Annotated in this window: 20 protein-coding genes; 12 read left to right on the top strand and 8 right to left on the bottom strand. The window is 61.5% G+C overall.

Going from position 1 to position 17154, the window contains the following annotated elements; translation table 11 throughout:
- Positions 1-152 precede the first annotated feature (152 nt).
- Positions 153-1103, top strand: coding sequence for an alpha/beta fold hydrolase (locus ACH2DW_RS13450; RefSeq protein ID WP_394930258.1), 951 nt, complete (start codon positions 153-155; stop codon positions 1101-1103).
- Positions 1104-1311: 208 nt separating this feature from the next.
- Here the strand turns inward: ACH2DW_RS13450 and ACH2DW_RS13445 are convergent, their stop codons facing one another.
- The 4 genes from ACH2DW_RS13445 to ACH2DW_RS13430 form a co-directional block, all read right to left on the bottom strand.
- Positions 1312-2097: an enoyl-CoA hydratase/isomerase family protein gene (locus tag ACH2DW_RS13445; protein ID WP_394930257.1), complete on the bottom strand. Its 786-nt coding sequence runs from the start codon at positions 2095-2097 to the stop codon at positions 1312-1314.
- A 286-nt stretch (positions 2098-2383) separates the two neighbouring features.
- On the bottom strand, positions 2384-2542 hold the full coding sequence (locus ACH2DW_RS13440) for a hypothetical protein (RefSeq protein WP_394930256.1): 159 nt from the start codon (positions 2540-2542) through the stop codon (positions 2384-2386).
- A 2-nt stretch (positions 2543-2544) separates the two neighbouring features.
- On the bottom strand, positions 2545-2898 hold the full coding sequence (locus ACH2DW_RS13435; protein WP_394930255.1) for a hypothetical protein: 354 nt from the start codon (positions 2896-2898) through the stop codon (positions 2545-2547).
- Positions 2899-2969: 71 nt separating this feature from the next.
- Positions 2970-3173, bottom strand: a complete 204-nt coding sequence (locus ACH2DW_RS13430) for a hypothetical protein (RefSeq protein ID WP_394930254.1) — start codon at positions 3171-3173, stop codon at positions 2970-2972.
- Between the two features lie 69 nt (positions 3174-3242).
- Here ACH2DW_RS13430 and ACH2DW_RS13425 point away from each other — a divergent pair, with 69 nt between their 5' ends.
- The 4 genes from ACH2DW_RS13425 to ACH2DW_RS13410 all read left to right on the top strand — a co-directional run bounded on the left by ACH2DW_RS13425 (position 3243) and on the right by ACH2DW_RS13410 (position 6958).
- Complete coding sequence (locus tag ACH2DW_RS13425) at positions 3243-3920, top strand: TIGR00266 family protein (RefSeq protein WP_394930253.1); 678 nt, start codon at positions 3243-3245, stop codon at positions 3918-3920.
- A gap of 107 nt (positions 3921-4027) precedes the next feature.
- Positions 4028-5242, top strand: a complete 1215-nt coding sequence (locus ACH2DW_RS13420; RefSeq protein WP_394930252.1) for an NAD(P)/FAD-dependent oxidoreductase — start codon at positions 4028-4030, stop codon at positions 5240-5242.
- A gap of 143 nt (positions 5243-5385) precedes the next feature.
- Complete coding sequence (locus tag ACH2DW_RS13415) at positions 5386-5586, top strand: ferredoxin (RefSeq protein ID WP_394930251.1); 201 nt, start codon at positions 5386-5388, stop codon at positions 5584-5586.
- A gap of 1 nt (position 5587) precedes the next feature.
- The gene (locus tag ACH2DW_RS13410) at positions 5588-6958 is read left to right on the top strand and encodes a cytochrome P450 (protein ID WP_394930250.1); all 1371 of its coding nucleotides are present in this window, start codon (positions 5588-5590) and stop codon (positions 6956-6958) included.
- A gap of 50 nt (positions 6959-7008) precedes the next feature.
- On the opposite strand, the gene ACH2DW_RS13405 is transcribed toward ACH2DW_RS13410, so the two are convergent.
- Positions 7009-7722 carry a YrhK family protein gene (locus tag ACH2DW_RS13405; RefSeq protein ID WP_394930249.1) on the bottom strand — a complete coding sequence of 238 codons (714 nt, stop codon included), beginning with the start codon at positions 7720-7722 and terminating at the stop codon, positions 7009-7011.
- A 154-nt stretch (positions 7723-7876) separates the two neighbouring features.
- Here ACH2DW_RS13405 and ACH2DW_RS13400 point away from each other — a divergent pair, with 154 nt between their 5' ends.
- The 3 genes from ACH2DW_RS13400 (at position 7877) to ACH2DW_RS13390 (ending at position 11056) form a co-directional block, all read left to right on the top strand.
- Positions 7877-8458: an SOUL family heme-binding protein gene (locus ACH2DW_RS13400; protein ID WP_394930248.1), complete on the top strand. Its 582-nt coding sequence runs from the start codon at positions 7877-7879 to the stop codon at positions 8456-8458.
- A gap of 62 nt (positions 8459-8520) precedes the next feature.
- Positions 8521-9567: a DUF389 domain-containing protein gene (locus tag ACH2DW_RS13395; RefSeq protein WP_394930247.1), complete on the top strand. Its 1047-nt coding sequence runs from the start codon at positions 8521-8523 to the stop codon at positions 9565-9567.
- A 433-nt stretch (positions 9568-10000) separates the two neighbouring features.
- On the top strand, positions 10001-11056 hold the full coding sequence (locus tag ACH2DW_RS13390) for a metal ABC transporter solute-binding protein, Zn/Mn family (protein WP_394930246.1): 1056 nt from the start codon (positions 10001-10003) through the stop codon (positions 11054-11056).
- A gap of 25 nt (positions 11057-11081) precedes the next feature.
- Here the strand turns inward: ACH2DW_RS13390 and ACH2DW_RS13385 are convergent, their stop codons facing one another.
- On the bottom strand, positions 11082-11522 hold the full coding sequence (locus ACH2DW_RS13385) for a Fur family transcriptional regulator (protein WP_394930245.1): 441 nt from the start codon (positions 11520-11522) through the stop codon (positions 11082-11084).
- 93 nt (positions 11523-11615) lie between these two features.
- Entirely contained in the window at positions 11616-12359 is a 744-nt protein-coding gene (aztA, locus tag ACH2DW_RS13380) for a zinc ABC transporter ATP-binding protein AztA (RefSeq protein ID WP_394930244.1), read from the bottom strand.
- A gap of 71 nt (positions 12360-12430) precedes the next feature.
- Between aztA and ACH2DW_RS13375 the strand changes: the two genes are divergently transcribed.
- From ACH2DW_RS13375 to ACH2DW_RS13365, 3 genes are all read left to right on the top strand, one after another.
- Complete coding sequence (locus ACH2DW_RS13375) at positions 12431-13285, top strand: metal ABC transporter permease (RefSeq protein WP_394930243.1); 855 nt, start codon at positions 12431-12433, stop codon at positions 13283-13285.
- A 261-nt stretch (positions 13286-13546) separates the two neighbouring features.
- On the top strand, positions 13547-14740 hold the full coding sequence (locus ACH2DW_RS13370) for a lipid-transfer protein (protein ID WP_394930242.1): 1194 nt from the start codon (positions 13547-13549) through the stop codon (positions 14738-14740).
- Between the two features lie 10 nt (positions 14741-14750).
- The gene (locus ACH2DW_RS13365) at positions 14751-16346 is read left to right on the top strand and encodes a long-chain-fatty-acid--CoA ligase (RefSeq protein ID WP_394930241.1); all 1596 of its coding nucleotides are present in this window, start codon (positions 14751-14753) and stop codon (positions 16344-16346) included.
- Between the two features lie 66 nt (positions 16347-16412).
- Here the strand turns inward: ACH2DW_RS13365 and ACH2DW_RS13360 are convergent, their stop codons facing one another.
- Positions 16413-16829, bottom strand: coding sequence for a hypothetical protein (locus tag ACH2DW_RS13360; protein ID WP_394930240.1), 417 nt, complete (start codon positions 16827-16829; stop codon positions 16413-16415).
- A 99-nt stretch (positions 16830-16928) separates the two neighbouring features.
- Here ACH2DW_RS13360 and ACH2DW_RS13355 point away from each other — a divergent pair, with 99 nt between their 5' ends.
- Positions 16929-17093 carry a hypothetical protein gene (locus ACH2DW_RS13355; RefSeq protein ID WP_394930239.1) on the top strand — a complete coding sequence of 55 codons (165 nt, stop codon included), beginning with the start codon at positions 16929-16931 and terminating at the stop codon, positions 17091-17093.
- The last annotated feature ends 61 nt before the right edge of the window (positions 17094-17154 follow it).

Genomic DNA, 17154 nt, shown 5'->3' with positions numbered 1-17154 from the left:
AAACGTGCGAGGGCGCCCCCTCACTGGCAAAGCCGGTGTGTTCACGAATCACTCCACATAGCTCCAGAGTACCGCCTGGTACAAAACTCGCTAGGATTCATTTGCGTACCTTTCAGTACGCAACTCGCTCAACGAACCCAACGAGGACCCTGATGAAGAAGCTCAGCATCTATGACCGAGTCAACGGCGCCGCCAATCGGGCGATCTCCCCCGAGTGGCGCACGATTAAGAGAGCCCGCAAAGCAGCGACATCGTTCGACAACCCAGATGTCGACATCACGACAGAGTTCCGCACGCTCGCCGGTCGCAGAATACGCCTCGCCGAGGCCGGGCCAACCGACGCACCAACCGTCGTCATGCTCAGCCCATTTCCCGAGAGCATTCTGAGCTTCGTTGGATCCTGGGAAGCCCTCACCGGAACGTTTCACGTCGTCGCCATCGATCTGCCTGGCTTCGGAGCCTCCGAAGGTGATCGCAATGACATGACCCCAGCTGCCCAGGGCGAGCTCCTCGGCAAGATCCTCGACGACCTCGACCTCACCGACGTTCACCTCGTCGCGCCCGATGTCGGCATGGCCGCAGCACTGAGCTATGCCCTTTCACCGAACCCCCGCCTCGCCAGCATGGTGGTCGGACACAGCGTCGGCGCTCCCGGTCCACTCAAGTTGGCCATGCTCATCAACCTGCTGCCGCGGTACAGATTTCTTCGCTGGAGTACGGCTCTGCTCGGAGCCGGTCCGCTGATCGCTTTCACCTCGACCTTCGGCGCAATCCGCCATCGCTACAACCCAACACAGGTCGACGACTTCAAACGGGCCTACTCGGGACGAGCGTTCGAGGTCATCCACTGGTTCGCCGACCTTCGAGGCAACGGTGAGGCCCTGGCTCAAAAGGTGAGCGAGATCGAAGTACCGACACAGATCTTCTGGGGTGACCTCGACGCACTGTTCGATGTGAGTAACGCCCACCACCTCCATGACGCCATGCCCAAGAGCGCGCTCCAGATCTTCCCCGAAGCAGGCCATCTCAGCTGGTCGGACCAGCCGGAAATGTTTGCAAAGATGGTCACCGACTGGGTGAACACAGGCCACCGCGACGTCTGATAGCAGGGTGGCCGGGATGAGCTTGCGATCGTCAGACGAGTCGAGGATCTGGGGCGGTCAATAGTCGCGGCCCGACTCGTGACCCTGGTGGGGCGACGCTCCCGGGTCTCAGCCACTCATCGGGCGGGCGGTCCGTCCTCGATCACGATCGCCAGGGGCTCGTCGCGATCGCTCAACAGCGCGTCGAACGAAGACGCGTTGACCGTATCTACTGGTTGAAGACCGGCGGGCGCTTTTCCAAGAACGCGAGCATTCCCTCAGCCGCATCGGGCGTGCCCATCGTGGAGTGGACGCCAGCCCGTTCGGCTGCCAGCAACTCCGCGAGCGTTTTGTCCTCGCTGTCGTGCAGTGCGGCAAGCATCGCTTTGACTGCGAGTCGCGGTTGTGCAGCCAGTTCGACTGCAAGAGCTACCGCCCGCTCCTTCAACTCTTCGACTGGCCAGACTTCGCTGACGAGGCCGATGTCCATCGCTTCCGGACCGGAGACCTTCTTGGCACGAAGGATCATGTCCAACGCAGGTGTCCTGCCGATCGTCTTGGCAAGGCGAGCCGACCCTCCCCACGCTGGCGTGGTTCCGAGATCCATCTCGGGCAGCCCGATCTGGGCTCCGGTCGCAGCGGCGAGCCGAAACGTGCATCCGAGTGGCAGTTCGAGACCGCCCCCGAGGCAATAACCAAACAATGTGGCCACGGACGGCTTGCCCATCGTCTCGATCCGCGAGATGAGATTGATCCGCTGATCGAAAAAGGCATCGACGCCGACGGCCCTCATTCCCGCGCCAAGTTCCTTGAGGTTCATCCCGACCGAAAAGTTCGTCGTGCCCTCGGCGGTGATCACGAACGCCCGGACTGCGTCGTCGGCGGCGATGTCCTCGACGACTGCTTCGAGCTGGTCGACATAGGCAAGTGTCATTCGGTTGAGCGGATCGTCGTTGGTCGAAATAATCGCGACGCCGTCGTCGCGCTTGGTCAACAGTAAGGGCTGATCGCTCATCGGCTGACATTCCGACTCACCAAGTTCGCACCGAGGACTCCCATGAGATGAGATCTTTGCAGGAGGGCCACGTCGGGTAACGAGTCGGGGTGCCCCGCCCTTGGCCGTACCGACGAGGCCATTCACAGTGGGGATGAACCGTCCGACTTCTTGCTCGCAGCAGCCAACATCTCAGCAGCCCGATAGCGAAGTGCCTGCCAGAAAACATTGGTTCGGGCGGTGTGGGTCTCGCGATCATGTTCAACGGGCGACCCGACTACAAGAGGTGCGGGCGCCAAGCGCGGATCTAGTCAGCAACTCCATCACGAATCCCCCTGGCGGCGCGGTCGGCCACGATCGCTCCGAGCACCGACAGCGCGGCGAGCAACGCTGCACTGACAAGCAGTACACCCCAGAACAGGATGGGCGACGACCGCAGAAACAGCACGACCACGCCCGTGGCCATGCTCACCATCGCAGCGAATTGCATGACTGGCATTGCCGCCCGGTGCGCCGGTCTGCTTCGGCGAACTCCTCCCGGAATCCAGCATCACCGAGGACGAACTCCGGGCATTCGCTGAAGCTGAAATGCGCGAACGGCCGGCGTGGCTCAAACACATCCGCATCGTCGATGCTGTTCCAATGACCGCCGTTGGCAAGATCTTCAAAACAATCCTGCATCAAGATGCGGTTGAGCGGGTCGTGCAAGGAATCCTCGACGAACGCGGATTGCAGGGCGAAGTCGAGGTCACCGCCGGTGGGCCGCCCGGCATGAGTGTGCGGGTCACGCTTGGTGAAGGCGGTGACCAGGCTTCGGTCCAACTCGACAGGTCCTGGACGGCTACTTGTTCGGGGCAATGGTCGAGACCTGACCGGGACCGGTTGCGGGATTCTTACTCCCCGAGAAGCTGCTCGTCGGAACATTCAAACAGGCTCGCTATCCAGAGCTGGAGTTCCGAACTGATGCCGTCCGCAGAGTCGGCGTCAATGTTGTCGATGAGGAATTGGGCGTCGTTGTCGGACAACTCGTCGGTCTTGTCGCTGGTATGTTGCGTATCCATACCGAACTCGACATCAGCGCTCAGGAGTGCAGCCAACGCTTTGTGCAGTTGAACCGGTTTTGGCAGACGCCTAGATTTCTGGGATCTGGCGGATCAGGAGGATCGATGAAGACCGAAATCAGTTTCAGCCCGGCGTTCGCTATGGCGACTTTGCATCTCGGCCAAGGTGAGACAGCCAAGGCCGAGGCGGGTGCGATGATGGCCATGTCTTCCTCGGTCGAGATTGCCACCAGCACACAGGGTGGGATGCTCAAAGGACTGAAGCGCTCCGTTCTCGGCGGTCAGTCATTCTTCATGAACACATTCACAGCGACGGGGCCCGATGCCCACGTTGTCGTCGCTCCGGCTTTGCCGGGTGACATCATCACGTGGCCGCTCACCGGCAACACCGTGTACCTCCAATCTGGTTCGTATCTCGCCTCTTCGGAGGCGATCGACATCGATAGCAAGTGGGGCGGTGCCAAGACATTCTTCAGCAAGGAAGGGCTGTTCATGCTGAAGTGTTCGGGGGTCGGGGACCTCGTCGTTTCGAGCTACGGCGCCGTCCAGGCGGTCGACCTGGCGGCGGGGCAGAGCTACACCGTCGACACTGGCCACATGGTCGGATGGAACGAAGGCGTGTCATACGAAGTGAAAAAAGTGGGCAACTGGAAGTCGACAATGCTGGGTGGGGAGGGGCTCGTTGTGCACCTCACTGGGCCAGGCCGCGTCTACATCCAGACCCGTAGCCCGGAGAACTTTGTCGACTGGCTCGTCCCCAAGCTCCCCACCCAACGCTCCTGAACACACCAGCGCGGCGTTGCGCAGATTTCGCCGCGTCGCTCGATGTGCTGCGCGTGCGGGCTGCCGACGCCGACACCCTGCCCGAATCGTCTCTACAGTGAGCGGGCATGTTTGTGGACCTCATCGTTGTCGGCGGAGGCGCCGCGGGGTTCTTTGCTGCGATCACCTGCGCAGAGAGCTCTGGAAAATCGGTGCTGATCCTCGAAAAGACGTCGCACCTCCTGCAGAAGGTGAAGATCTCTGGTGGCGGTCGCTGCAATGTCACCCACGATTGTCTTGATCCGCGTGAGCTGAGTCGGAGTTATCCGCGCGGTGAGAAATCTTTGATTGGTCCGTTCCATCGATTCGGTGCCGCTGACACCGTTGAGTGGTTCGCCGGCCGTGGCGTCGCGCTGAAAACTGAGGCCGATGGCCGGATGTTCCCAGAGACCGACAGTTCGCAGACGATTGTCGACGCCCTGCTCGGTGCCGCTGAGGCGGCCGGGGTCAGTATCCGCACCTCGGAAGGAGTGACCTCCGTGGTCAAGAACGAGGATAACTTTGACCTCGTCACAGATGTCGGGAACTCCTACACGGCTGCAAATGTTCTCATCTCGACGGGCGGAACTCGGCTCGCCGCCGGGGCCCAACTCGCAACGAGTCTTGGCCACGAACTCAAGCCGCCGACACCTTCACTCTTCACCTTCAAGATCAAAGATCCGCGCATTGACGGACTGGCTGGCCTTGCGGTGAGTCCTGCCGAGGTCAGCATCCAGCAGAGCAAACTCTCGAGCAGCGGACCTGTCCTCATCACCCATTGGGGTTTGAGCGGGCCAGGAATTTTGAGGATCTCTGCATGGGGCGCTCGCGAGTTGGCTGCGCGTGACTATCGCTTCGACATTTCCGTGAACTGGCTACCGGACCTCGACCCGGCAGCAGTTGTCGCCGAGAAGCGGCTCGGCGAGGCGAAGCGCCAACTGTCCAGCCGAAGTCCGTTTGCTGCTCTTCCGAAGCGACTCTGGTTGCGTTTGCTCGCAGCCGCTGAGGTGTCCGAGACGGCGACGTGGTCGCAGCTCAGCAAGACACAGGCAACGAGGCTTGTCAGTCAACTCACTGCCTCGACGTTCACGGTCAGCGGCAAGAGCATGAACAAGGACGAATTCGTGACATGCGGCGGCGTTGCTCTCAACGAGATCGATTTCCGCACGATGGAGAGCAAGCTCGTGCACGGTCTCTATTTTGCTGGAGAGGTCATCGATGTCGATGGCATTACGGGCGGATTCAACTTTCAGAACGCGTGGACGAACGGCTTCCATGCCGGGTTAGACATTGCCGCGCGATGAGCTGACAGGCGAACCCTTTCTGCTTGACGATGCCGGTCGGTGTATGGAACCGACCATGGTGGGAATCGGAGAATTGGAACACTGTTCGAAAAAGTTGTGCCGGCGCTAGTCACAGCCACACTCTTGGCTCTATTGTCTGGCTGATGCGAGTACATCTCGATGCCGAGAAGTGTCAGGGTCACAACCGTTGTTACGCGTTGGCGTCGGAATTGTTCGACGTCGACGACTACGGCCAGGCCATGTTGACCGTCGAGGGCGACGTCCCCACGGAGTTGCACAACAAGGCCCGTCTCGCCGCTTCCAACTGCCCCGAGTACGCGATCACCATCACCGAGAACGGATGACATGACCGACACCACGAAATATTCCACGCGGATTGATGAGCCCAGCGGCAACAAGGTCATCACCATCGATCGAGGCGGCGAAACGGTGGACTTCGTCATCGGCAGCGGCCCTGAAGGTACCGACATCTGGCAGCGAGTGCCGTACGACGCGGACGATTACGGCCCGGTTGCTGACCCTCGCACCGACTTTGATCACGCGGACCCGGCGTATAATCCGAACGCACCCGAGGTGTGGAAAGAGTTGCGCGAGGGCGGCTGCCCCGTGGCACATTCCGATCGTTACGGCGGCATGTGGGTGCCAATCACCGACGACACCGTCACTGAGGTCGCCTACGACACCGAGAACTTCACGAGCCGCTCCGTCGTGGTCAGCGTTGCGCGGCCTGGCGATATGGCGCTTCCGGCCCCGATCGGTGGAGCGCCGCCGATTACCAGCGATCCGCCGTTCCATAACATGGCCCGCCGACTCCTTCTGCCGGCCTTCGCGCCGAAGAAGATTGAGCCGTGGGAGCCCGAGATCCAGCGGTTGTGCCAAAAGCTGCTCGACGAGATGGGCGAGATCACGCCCGGCGAGAGCATCGTCGACGCCGCTGTGCAATACGCCCAGAACATTCCTGTGAATGTGATTGGACGGATGCTCGGCTTCCCGGAAAAGGACGAGGAATTGTTCCGCGAGTTCGTCCACGACGTCTTGGAACGCATCAACGAAGAACCAGGAACGCGAGAAGGTGGTGACGATCTCGGTCTCTACATCCAGGAGCAGATCGACGACCATCGTGCGAATCCCCGTGAGGATCTCACGAGCTACTTGATGAATGTCGAGCTCGATGGCAACAAGCTGGACGACGACGTCGTTGGTGGCATGGTCATCTTGCTGCTCGTTGCCGGCATCGACACGACATGGTCGGCAATCGGATCGTCGCTGTGGCATCTGGCGCAGCATCCCGAGGATCACCAGCGCCTGCTCGACGATCCCGAGGTGATGACGTTCGCCTTGGAGGAGTTCCTCCGCGCATATGCACCGGTGACGATGGCCCGGCTGGTCGCCAAGGACAACGACTTCCACGGCTGCCCGATGAAGAAGGACGATTGGGTGCTCCTGCCGTTCCCGGCTGCCAACCGTGATCCGAGGAAGTTCGAGGATCCCGACACGTTCATCGTCGATCGCGAGGAGAATCGCCACGCAGCGTTTGGTCTGGGCATCCACCGGTGCTTGGGGTCGAACCTGGCCCGGCTGGAACTCAAGGTTGCCATCGAGGAGTTCATCAAGCGCTTTCCGCGCTTCGAGCTCGCCGGCGACACCCGCTGGAGTGTCGGACAGATTCGCGGTCCTCGCGAACTTCCCGTGCGCATTCTCGAAGTCGCTGACTGAACGGGTCGTGCTGCTGGTCGACCGGCGTGAGCGCAACGACTCACCCGTTGCTAGTCCCGGGTGGTCGAAGAGTCAATGACGAGGAACGCGCGTCGGTAGTTGAAGAAGCCGCCGACCAGAAACAAGACGCTGCCAACAACGAATTGGGCCGCGAGGAAGCTGTCGACGGTCCGTTCGTCGGCGGCATTCTGGAAGGTGAACAGGTAGGGGACTGAAGCGACGGCAAAAAGTGCTGATCCCACGACAAACGACAGCGCCGTCAGGTTCAAAAGTTGCAGCACGCGGATGTCGGGGGCTCGGACGATCTGTAACACGTCGATGGTCGCCCCGACAGCAAACAGCAAGCTGCCGAGAATGAAGCACCACGCGCCGGCGGAATAATCGCCAATCCAGGACAGGAAGAAGATGCTCCCGGCGATGAAGAGCAACGTTCCGATCAGGTAGCTCCCTGCCGCCCACACCTCAAGACGGTCAGAAGTGGTCGGGGGGCCGTCGAGTTGGCGTCGGTATCGCACGACCTCGGTGGTGTCATGGCCGGTGACGATGAGATACAGCAATGACCCGGCGAGGAAGATCCATGCACCGCGGTTCTCGGCTCGTGTCTCGAGCGATGGGAAGAACCGGATGCTGCCCCAAACGAAGAGCACGCCGCCCACCAGGTAAATGATCGCGCTTGCGGACTCCCACCTGATTTGGTTGCGACGGAACGACTCTTCTCTGACCACGGGGTGGGAACGGAGCCTGTTGACGAAATGGTGGGGCATACAGAGTGATCTCTCAAAGGGGCAGTGAGCAGGTCGGGACGGTTGACACATCCTGACTGAACTGCGGTGACTTTCCGCAGGTGCGGCGCTGGCCGCTCCGCCAGCAACGATGACGCGACCGACAGACGGTCCGCAACGAGACCAGACTGGCAACATGGCTTACGAGAGTCCGACCTATCGTGTCGAGGAACGGATTGATGAGATCGAACTTCGCCGTTATGAGCCCTATCTTGTGGCCGAGACACTCGTGCAAGGGCCACTCGAGCGGGCCGGCAACGGCGGGTTCCGCCTGCTTGCCGGTTACATCTTCGGCGGGAACAAGACCGCCGATGGTGACAGTACAAAAATCGCGATGACCACTCCCGTCACTCAAGACCGGGTCGGCGACCAGTACCGAGTGCGCTTCATGATGCCGACTCAGTACACCGACGAGTCGCTTCCCGCACCGAAAGACCCGCGTGTCACGATCAGCGAGGTGGGACCCCAGCGTCTTGCCGCAATCCGTTATCGCGGGCGCTGGACACGCGACAGTTACGAGCGGCATCTCCGCAAGCTGTCCGACACTGTCAGGCACGCCGGTCACACCGCCATCGGAGAGCCGATCTGGGCTCGTTACGACCCGCCCTGGACGCCATGGAGTCGCCGGCACCATTCAGCGACGATGAAATCGACGGGGTTGCCCGCCCGATCTGCACCGGATCGTTCGCTCGTAGTGGCTTGGTTCTTTTGCCGGTAGGAGTTGGGTAGCGATTGCGGCCGACTCGATAATTCTGGGGCCAAGCTGCTAGGAACTAGGCGGTGGAAACGACATCCGAGCTTTCAGCGCCCGCACTGTCCGGGGTCATCCCGAGCGGTGACATAGGTTTTATCGGTCGCGACCTTGACCGCGAGCAGCGGGGAACCGTTCTTGACGAGTTGTACTTCGAAGGCGACCGTCGCCGTCCCTACCTGTATCGCTACACGGCGCTGATGCTGTTTTCCGCGGGGATCGCGGCTCTGGGTCTGATGAACGACAGTGCTGCTGTGGTGATTGGTGCGATGCTGGTTGCACCTTTGATGACGCCGATCATGGCGTTTGCTTCAGCGCTGATTCAGGCGTGGTCGAGGCGAGTGCTCGAGTCGTTCTTGATTGTGGTGAGTGGAGCATTTCTGGGTATTTCGGTCGGGTGGGTGACATCGCTGATCATTCCAAGAATTGGTCCAGATACACCCCTTCCTGAGCAAGTTCTCGCACGGACGTCGCCCAACCTGGCTGACCTTGGAATCGCCCTGCTTGCCGGCGCGGCTGGCGCTTACGTGACCGTTCGAACCGAGGCTGGGTCTGCATTGCCGGGTGTGGGTATCGCCGTCGCCTTGGTTCCGCCACTCGCAACAGTCGGTATCACCCTCGGCGCCGAGCGAGGGGAACTCGCCTTCGGAGCGTTGCTGCTCTTCGTCACGAACTTTGCGGCAATCACCCTCGCAGCAGGACTGACCTTCGCCTTTGCTGGTTTCACTCCGCCGAGGGAAAGGCTTCGGCAGCGTGCGTTCGGGCTCGTTGCCACGACGCTGCTTGTCTTGGCCGTTGCAGTTCCGCTCGGCTTCAACAGCTATTACAAGATCGAACGCTCTCAGGCAGAAGTCGTCGTTGTCCGTGCGGTGAACGATTGGGATCCGGCACTCACGGTCCAGAAGGTCACCCTTGACCCCAAATCTGACCCAACGACTGTCGTGGTCGTTGTGAGTGGGGCCACCATGGAAGAGAATCCAGCGGGTCTTGCCGCTGAGATTGCCAGCGCCACGGACGAAGCCATTGAGCTGCAGTTGATCTTTGAGCCCGTCACGAAGATCACCGCGAACCCGTAGACGTCGCTGTCCAACAGACCAAGGCTGGCGGGTCCAGTACCCACTCTTGCTGGTGCTCGGTGGGCGGCGCGGTGTGGGCGCAGTTGCCAGACTCGTTGCATCAGTGCCGATCCGTCCTGCACTTGCAGCGACGGTCCTCGGCATGACGGTGCCCACTGCTGCTTGAGGCATTGTCGATATCGCTACTTTCGGCAGCGCGGCCTTCGGCGCCGCCACCGGCAACGCGCCACACGCCTGATCTCGCGCAAGGGTTGCCGGCTTCGCTGCAAGTGCGTGGTCGTAGACCTGCGCTGCTGCCTTTCAGTTCACGCGCCGGTTGTTGGCCGTCGGCGCTGATTTGGAATCAAACTCCGATTCTGGTTGTGGGAGTCATTCCCGATCCGTTACTCTGTAATTCAGTAATGGTTCTCACTCAGAAAGTGCATCCCCCCTCATGACGACATTCCGTGCCCGCACCTCGCTCGCCCTCATCGGGGGGCTCGCGCTTGCCACCACAGCCTGCGGCTCTGATGGCAACGCCCCCACGGCAGACGCCGACTCGACAGCGGCGTCGGCAACTGACGTGGCGTCTGCTGACGATTCGGAATCGACGGGTGAGATCGCAACTGTTGTTGTGACGACGAACATCTTGGGTGATGTGGTCAGCGAACTCCTCGACAACCAGGCTGATGTGGTCACGATCATGCCGGTCGGCGCCGATCCACACGACTTCCAGGCATCGGCACAGGAAATCAACCGGATGCTGAGCGCAGACGCCCTGATTGTCAACGGGGCAAACTTCGAAGAAGGCCTCATCGACGTGATCGAGTCCGCCGAGGAAGCAGGCGTGCCTCTGCACGAGGCGATCTCGGTTGTCGGGACGATGGAATTCGGCGCCGAGGGTGAGGAGCACTCTGATGAGGACCACTCTGATGAGGACCACTCTGATGAGGAGCACGACGAACATGGTCACGACGGTGCGGACCCCCACTTCTTCACCGACCCGGTGAGGATGTCCAGTGCAGTGCAGGGCATCGTGGACTTCCTGAGCGGACAAATCGACGGCCTCGATACCGATGCACTTGATGCGTCAGCCGAGGAGTACCTCGCCCAGCTTGCCGCAGTCGATGCCGACAATGTCTCGTTGCTTGACGCCATCAGCGAAGACAAGCGGGTTCTCGTCACCAACCACGAGGTCTTTGCCTACTTCGCTGACCGGTATGGCTTTGAAGTCGTTGGCGTTGTTGTTCCCGGAGGAAGCACGACTGACGCAGCAAGCGCCGGCGAGTTGGCAGCGCTTGCCAAGACCATCGAGACAGAGGGCGTCCCAGCAATTTTCGCCGACACGTCGTCATCAGACGAACTCGTCAACACTTTGGCCAGCGAGGTCGGAGACATCGCCATCGTCGAGTTGTTCACCGAGTCGCTCGGCACGGCGGACTCTGATGGTGCGACCTACCTCGACATGGTGAGCGCGAACGCCGAACGCATCGCAGTAGCATTGTCCTGACAGTCCGCGCCGTCTGAACGCTCGTTTAGGAGCAGTCAGCGCAGCTGCCGACCAGGTCCAGACGATGTCCATCGATCTGGAAGTTGGCTGCTGCTGCGCTCGCCGCGAACGCCGCGTCGAGTGTCCGTTCGACCTTCGGCGGCAATTCGAAGTCGCTGACTGCTCCGCAGGTCGTGCAGATCAGGTGATGGTGATGGTCGTCGGTGAGTGTTTCGGCAAGTTCGTAGCGAGCGTGGTCGTCATGGGTGACGATTCGGGCCACGACGCCAACCTCTTCGAGGATCGCAAGGTTCCGATACACACTCGATTGAGCAAGCGACGTTTCGACTTCGAGGATCTGCGGGATCGTGACCGGGTTCGCTGCGGTATGTAGCGCAGCAACGACACGCCTCCGACCAGTCGTGTACCGGTGATCGCCGGCTCGCAACATCGTCGCAACATCGTCGTGAAGGAGGTCCGCACTCATCGATCTGCACGATACCGGCCGCCCGCTACTTCTGGGAACCAATGAGAACTGATCGTCACTTGGCCGCTGTGTCCGGCGTGGCCCGTGTCGGTGCTAGTGGTGATGGTCGTGATGCGGGTCGTCGATGACGAGGGTGTCCCCAGCGCGCACGAAGCGTCCGCCGAAGGCCGTCTTGAGATGATCCTCGGTGAACACATCGTCAGGGACTCCGAACGCAACGAAGCGTGTAGCAAGCAACAGCACGAGGTCGCACTGAGCGGCATCTTCAAAGTTGTGCGTGGTCGTGATGACCGTCCGTCCAGCGCTGTGCTCGACATCAAAGACGTCGGCAATGACAGAGCGCGATCGGACGTCGAGGCCGGTCAATGGCTCATCAAGGAGGAGAATCGGCGCCTCCTGGGCCAGACCCTGGGCAACGAAGGCTCGCTGACGTTGCCCTCCGGAGAGGTGATGGATCTGGCGATCTGCAAGGTCGGCGATGTCGAGTCGCTCAAGTGCGGACTGCACCGCTGCTCGGTCATCGGCACCGAATCGACGGAGGAGCCCCACGCTGGGATAGCGCGCCATCGCGACCACATCGCGGACCGTGATCGGCACGCTCGGGTCAACGTCGGTCGATTGCAGCACGATGGCCGTCGCTGCACCGTGGGTGTCGAGAGACCCCGAGTTTGGCTCGAGGATGCCGGCGATCACCTTGAGCAGAGTCGACTTGCCCGACCCGTTCGGGCCAATGACAGCAACCGAGGCGCCTTGCGGAATCTCGAGCGACAGGTCGCCCACGGCATGAACGGTGCCATAGTCAACGTGAATATCGCTGATCGTCACTGCCGCAGGCACGCCGCTGACGATATCGAGAATCACTCCGAAAAACGTTGCCGGCCGGCGGTGGCGTTCGATAGCGTCAAGTCGTGCAACTGCTGGTGGATGCCTTCGAACCTGCATTCATGCAGCGGGCACTGATCGGCAGCCTGCTCGCAGTCGTCGCAACGTCGCTCGTCGGCACCTGGGTCGTCTTGCGAGGACTGGCATTCCTCGGCGACGCAATCGCACACGGAGTCATCCCCGGCATCGCCCTCGCCGTGCTCTGGGGCTTTAGCCCCATCATCGGGGCGCTCGCCGCCGCCGCCCTCATGGCAGGCCTGGTCTCGGTGGTGTCAGCCCGAACCGTGATTCGCGAAGACACCGGCATCGGACTCCTCTTTGTTGGCATGTTGTCCCTCGGCATCGTCATCGTGTCCAAGGCCCGGTCGTTCACCACAGAAGTCACCTCGTTGCTCTTCGGAGATGTGCTCGGTGTGACACGCGGCGACATCAACGGACAGTTCGTCGCTGCAGCCATCGTGGTCATAGCAACCGTCGCGTTGTATCGCCCTTTCATGGCACTCACGTTCAACGCCATGAAGGCTCAGTCGCTCGGCATGCACCCCAAAGCCACACACCTCGCACTCATGTTGCTCCTGGCCGTCAGCATCGTGGCAAGTTTTCAAGCGGTCGGCACGCTCTTGGTCTTCGGTTTGCTGGTCGGGCCGCCGGCCACCGCGTCGCTCCTCACGCGACGTGTTCCGGTGATGATGATCACCTCAATGCTGTTCGGAGCCATTGCCGTCGTAGCCGGGCTGACCATCAGCTTCCACGCCGGCACGGCGGGTGGCGCAACAATGGCCGGTCTCAGCGTCGCCGGATTCTTCGTGGTCTTGCTCATCACCGAGGTCACTCGCCATCTGTCTGGACGCAACGCCAGAGCAGCGCTCCGCCACACCTGAACCTGGCTGCAGCCCGGCTGCTCGAGACTTGAGTCGACCAGCCGAACCCTGGGGATACCCCGCCGTCCGACAGTGATGCTGTCATCGCGGAGTTTGTACGGTCGTAGGTATGCACGGCGTTGCAGTACCGGGGTGTTTCGAGACGGAGCGGGCTGCGCGCGTGCTCATCGACAGCTTGGCCGACACCCGCGCGTTGGGTGATCGAGCAACCAGACCAGCGGCGTCAGCCGTGCCATATCAAGGCGAGATGAAGGAGAGATGATGGCACGTGACGTGTACGTCGTTGGCGTCGGAATGACGAAGTTCGAAAAGCCCGGTCGCCGGGACTGGGACTATCCCGACATGGTCCGCGAGGCCGGCACCGAAGCGCTGGAAGACGCCGGAATCGGCTACGAAGAGATCGAGCAGGTCGGCGTTGGCTACGTCTATGGCGACTCGACAGCGGGTCAGCGAGCCGTTTACGAACTGGGTCTGTCCGGCATTCCGGTGGTCAACATGAACAACAACTGCTCGACCGGCTCGACGGCGTTGATGTACTGCCGCCAGATGATTGCCGGTGGCCTCGCCGACGTCACCATGGCGGTTGGATTCGAAAAAATGCAGCGAGGGTCACTCGACCTCAGCTCAGAAGATCGAACGGCGCCGCTCGACCGCCACATCTCGAGCCTGCACAATCTGCACGAAGAGACCGCAAGCCCCGTTGCTCCGCAGATGTGGGCGCGCGCTGCTGAGGATCACATGCGTCGGTATGGATCGACACCGGAGCACTTCGCCAAAGTTGCCGAAAAGAACCACCGACACTCGGCCAACAACCCCTACGCCCAGTTCCAAGACGTATACACACTCGACGAAGTTCTCGCGTCGCCACACATCGATGGGCCACTGACGCGGTTGCAGTGTTCGCCGACCTCCGACGGAGCTGCGGCTGCAATTCTCATGAGCGAAGCAGCCGTCGCCAAGTTCGATCTGGGTGACCAAGCAGTCCGCATCGCCGGTCAAGCCATGGCCACCGATTTCGCGTCATCATTCGACACCGACGACGCCCGCACCATCGTTGGCGCAGACATGTCCGCAGCTGCAGCACGGTCGGCTTACGACATGGCCGGCTTCGACGCCGCCGATGTACAGGTCATCGAACTGCACGATTGCTTCTCGCCCAACGAGCTGCTGACCTATGAGGCGCTCAACATGTGCGAGGTCGGCCGCAGCGCTGAACTCATCGACGATGGATCCACCACCTACGGCGGCCGCTGGGTCGTCAACCCGTCGGGCGGCCTCATCTCGAAGGGCCATCCGCTCGGAGCGACCGGAATTGCGCAATGTGCCGAACTGAACTGGCAACTGCGCGGCGAAGCAGGGCAGCGTCAAGTTGCCAACGCCACCCGAGCGCTCCAGCACAACATCGGTCTCGGTGGCGCAGCCGTCGTGACGCTCTATGAGAAGTCGGCCAACTAGGAGATTCCCAATGCCAACGAACGATCCAACCATTGCCTGGGTGCTCGACCGGGCCGCGAACATCAACCCGCACGGCGACGCCACCATCGACCTCGGCACCGGCGAACGTCGCGACTGGGCCGAAGTCGCACGGCGCGTCGACGGCGTGGCTTCAGGGCTCAACAGCATCGATCTCGACCGAGGCGACCGCGTCGGCGTGCTGATGCTCAACTCGGCTCGTCACCTCGAGTTGTGGTTTGCCATCCCCGTTGCCGGCATGGTGATGAACGACCTTAACTTCCGCCTCGCGACCGAAGAGCTTCGATTCATCTGCGACGACAGCCAGGTCAAACTGCTGTTTGTCGACGAGACGTTTTTGCCGGTTGCCCGCCAACTCCGCGACAGCGTGGCGTCGATCCACACCCTGGTGTGGGTCGGTCCCGGCACCGACGCCCCACACGACACCATTGCCTATGAGTCCATGGTTGACACCGCACATGTTGAGCTGCCCGAGCTGGAATCTGAAGACCTTGTCGCGATCTTCTACACCGGTGGCACGACGGGTCTGCCCAAGGGCGCCATGCTCACGCACCGCAACCTCACCGCGAATGCACTGCACATGGGGTTGCACGCCCGCATCACCCCCATTGACCGCTACCTGCATGCCGCGCCGCAGTTCCACCTCGCTGACGGTGCGCTTGCCTATGCGCTCACTTGGGCTGGTGGGACTCACGTGTTCGTTCCGGCCTTTGATCCCGCAGCGACCATTGCTGCGCTCGCCGACGAACGCTGCACGATGGTGCTGCTCGTGCCCACCATGATCTCGATGGTGCTCGCGCATGGCGGCCTGGCCGATGCCGATATCTCCTCCATGCGGGTGGTGCTGTATGGCGCCTCGCCGATGCCCGGCGAAGTTCAACGTCAGGCCCTCGAGGCGTTTGGTTGCGGCTTCGCGCAGGCGTACGGCATGACCGAAGCCTCGCCGCTGGTGAGTTGGCTTGACGAAGCAACTCATGAACGCGGTGCTCGCGGCGAAGAGCCGTCTGCGAGCCGTCTGCGCTCGGCCGGTGTGCCGATTGTGGGTGTTCGCACCGAGATTCGTCGCCCGGATGGAAGCCTCGCTGAGGCCGGCGAGGCCGGCGAGATCTACATCCAGGGCCCGAACATCATGCGCGGCTACTGGAACCGCGAAGCAGAGACGGCGCACGCGCTCGTCGACGGTTGGTATCGGTCCGGTGACGTGGCGTACGCCGATGATGGCGGCTACCTCTACATCGTGGACCGCGCCAAAGACATGATCATTTCCGGTGGCGAGAACGTGTACACCACCGAAGTCGAGAACGCCGTCTACCACCATCCGTCGGTCGCCGAAGCCGCGGTCTTCGGAATCCCCCACGATGAGTGGGGCGAGACGGTCCACGTCGAAGTTGTCCTGAAACCGGGAGCTGAGCTGGCCTCGGACGAACTCATCGAATCGTGCCGCGAGCGTCTTGCCGGCTACAAGCTGCCGCGGTCCGTTGTCATCCGAGGCGCCGAAGATCCGCTGCCCAAGTCGGGTGCCGGCAAGATCCTGAAGAAGGACCTGCGCGAACCGTATTGGGAAGGCAAAGACCGCCAGGTTGGATGACCCAACGAAACCTGGCTGCCCACTTGGGGCCCATACAGGACGGTGTCACTCGATGGCGTCGAGTCGTCAGGTGTAGTTGGTGGTGCAGCCGGGGTCGTACAGCGACGACGGAATTGTCGCGTCGTCGGGCCCAGTTCCGCAGACGTCGTTGCGGTCTTTCAAGATCCAGAACTGACCTTCTGCTTCAAACACGACCGTCTCTTCGTAGTCTTCGGTCACCACGAAGGCAACTGCCCAGCCTTGATCGCAATTCCAGTCTTCCAAGCTCACGAAGTTGTCGACGGAATTCTTCGCAGCAGCGGTCAGGGACTCTTTGTCGCACTCGACGGTTCCGCCAACGGGAGTTGTGTCGGTGGTTCCGCCACCATTGGTTCCGCCACCAGTGGTTCCACCGCCGGTGGTTCCTCCGCAGGTGGTTCCTCCGCTGCCAGTCAATTCCTCCAACGTCTTGTCGGCTTGGTTCTGACCGAGCAGCAGGAGCACCCCGCCACCGTCCACGGTGCCTGAGTCTGTGGGTGCTGGGTCGGGGAGTGGCTTGACGTCATCGCCCCCGAGTGGGCCGAGTTCGTCGATCGGTTCCGTGTGCTCGACATCTTGCCGGCGATGAACCCGGCTGAACGCGCGGAAACGCTGGGAGAGATGAAGGAAGGGGCTCCGCGGGAGATCTTCGAAATGTTCTGGGGTGCGGCGACCGGTTGCCTGGGCGAGGCCGATCTCGCCGACGTGGCCTCAGAAATCGGCGTTTGACGCAGCACGGCCACCCAAGATTCTCGGAGTCTGATCGCACACGTTGAGCGCCGGCCCCGCC

The sequence above is a fragment of the uncultured Ilumatobacter sp. genome, from assembly GCF_963980585.1.
GTDB lineage: Bacteria > Actinomycetota > Acidimicrobiia > Acidimicrobiales > Ilumatobacteraceae > Ilumatobacter_A.
Note: the sequence above shows the minus strand (reverse complement) of the source record. Positions and strands in the feature narration are given on the sequence as shown.

Bases quoted from the DNA above. Each gene is read 5' to 3' on its own strand.
- ACH2DW_RS13390 (WP_394930246.1), top strand. From the start codon at position 10,001: ATGACGACATTCCGTGCCCGCACCTCGCTCGCCCTCATCGGGGGGCTC.
- ACH2DW_RS13445 (WP_394930257.1), bottom strand. From the start codon at position 2,097: ATGAGCGATCAGCCCTTACTGTTGACCAAGCGCGACGACGGCGTCGCG.
- ACH2DW_RS13410 (WP_394930250.1), top strand. From the start codon at position 5,588: ATGACCGACACCACGAAATATTCCACGCGGATTGATGAGCCCAGCGGC.
- ACH2DW_RS13405 (WP_394930249.1), bottom strand. From the start codon at position 7,722: ATGCCCCACCATTTCGTCAACAGGCTCCGTTCCCACCCCGTGGTCAGA.
- ACH2DW_RS13415 (WP_394930251.1), top strand. From the start codon at position 5,386: ATGCGAGTACATCTCGATGCCGAGAAGTGTCAGGGTCACAACCGTTGT.
- ACH2DW_RS13440 (WP_394930256.1), bottom strand. From the start codon at position 2,542: ATGGCCACGGGCGTGGTCGTGCTGTTTCTGCGGTCGTCGCCCATCCTG.
- ACH2DW_RS13420 (WP_394930252.1), top strand. From the start codon at position 4,028: ATGTTTGTGGACCTCATCGTTGTCGGCGGAGGCGCCGCGGGGTTCTTT.
- ACH2DW_RS13425 (WP_394930253.1), top strand. From the start codon at position 3,243: ATGAAGACCGAAATCAGTTTCAGCCCGGCGTTCGCTATGGCGACTTTG.
- ACH2DW_RS13370 (WP_394930242.1), top strand. From the start codon at position 13,547: ATGGCACGTGACGTGTACGTCGTTGGCGTCGGAATGACGAAGTTCGAA.
- ACH2DW_RS13400 (WP_394930248.1), top strand. From the start codon at position 7,877: ATGGCTTACGAGAGTCCGACCTATCGTGTCGAGGAACGGATTGATGAG.
- ACH2DW_RS13385 (WP_394930245.1), bottom strand. From the start codon at position 11,522: ATGAGTGCGGACCTCCTTCACGACGATGTTGCGACGATGTTGCGAGCC.
- ACH2DW_RS13365 (WP_394930241.1), top strand. From the start codon at position 14,751: ATGCCAACGAACGATCCAACCATTGCCTGGGTGCTCGACCGGGCCGCG.
- ACH2DW_RS13450 (WP_394930258.1), top strand. From the start codon at position 153: ATGAAGAAGCTCAGCATCTATGACCGAGTCAACGGCGCCGCCAATCGG.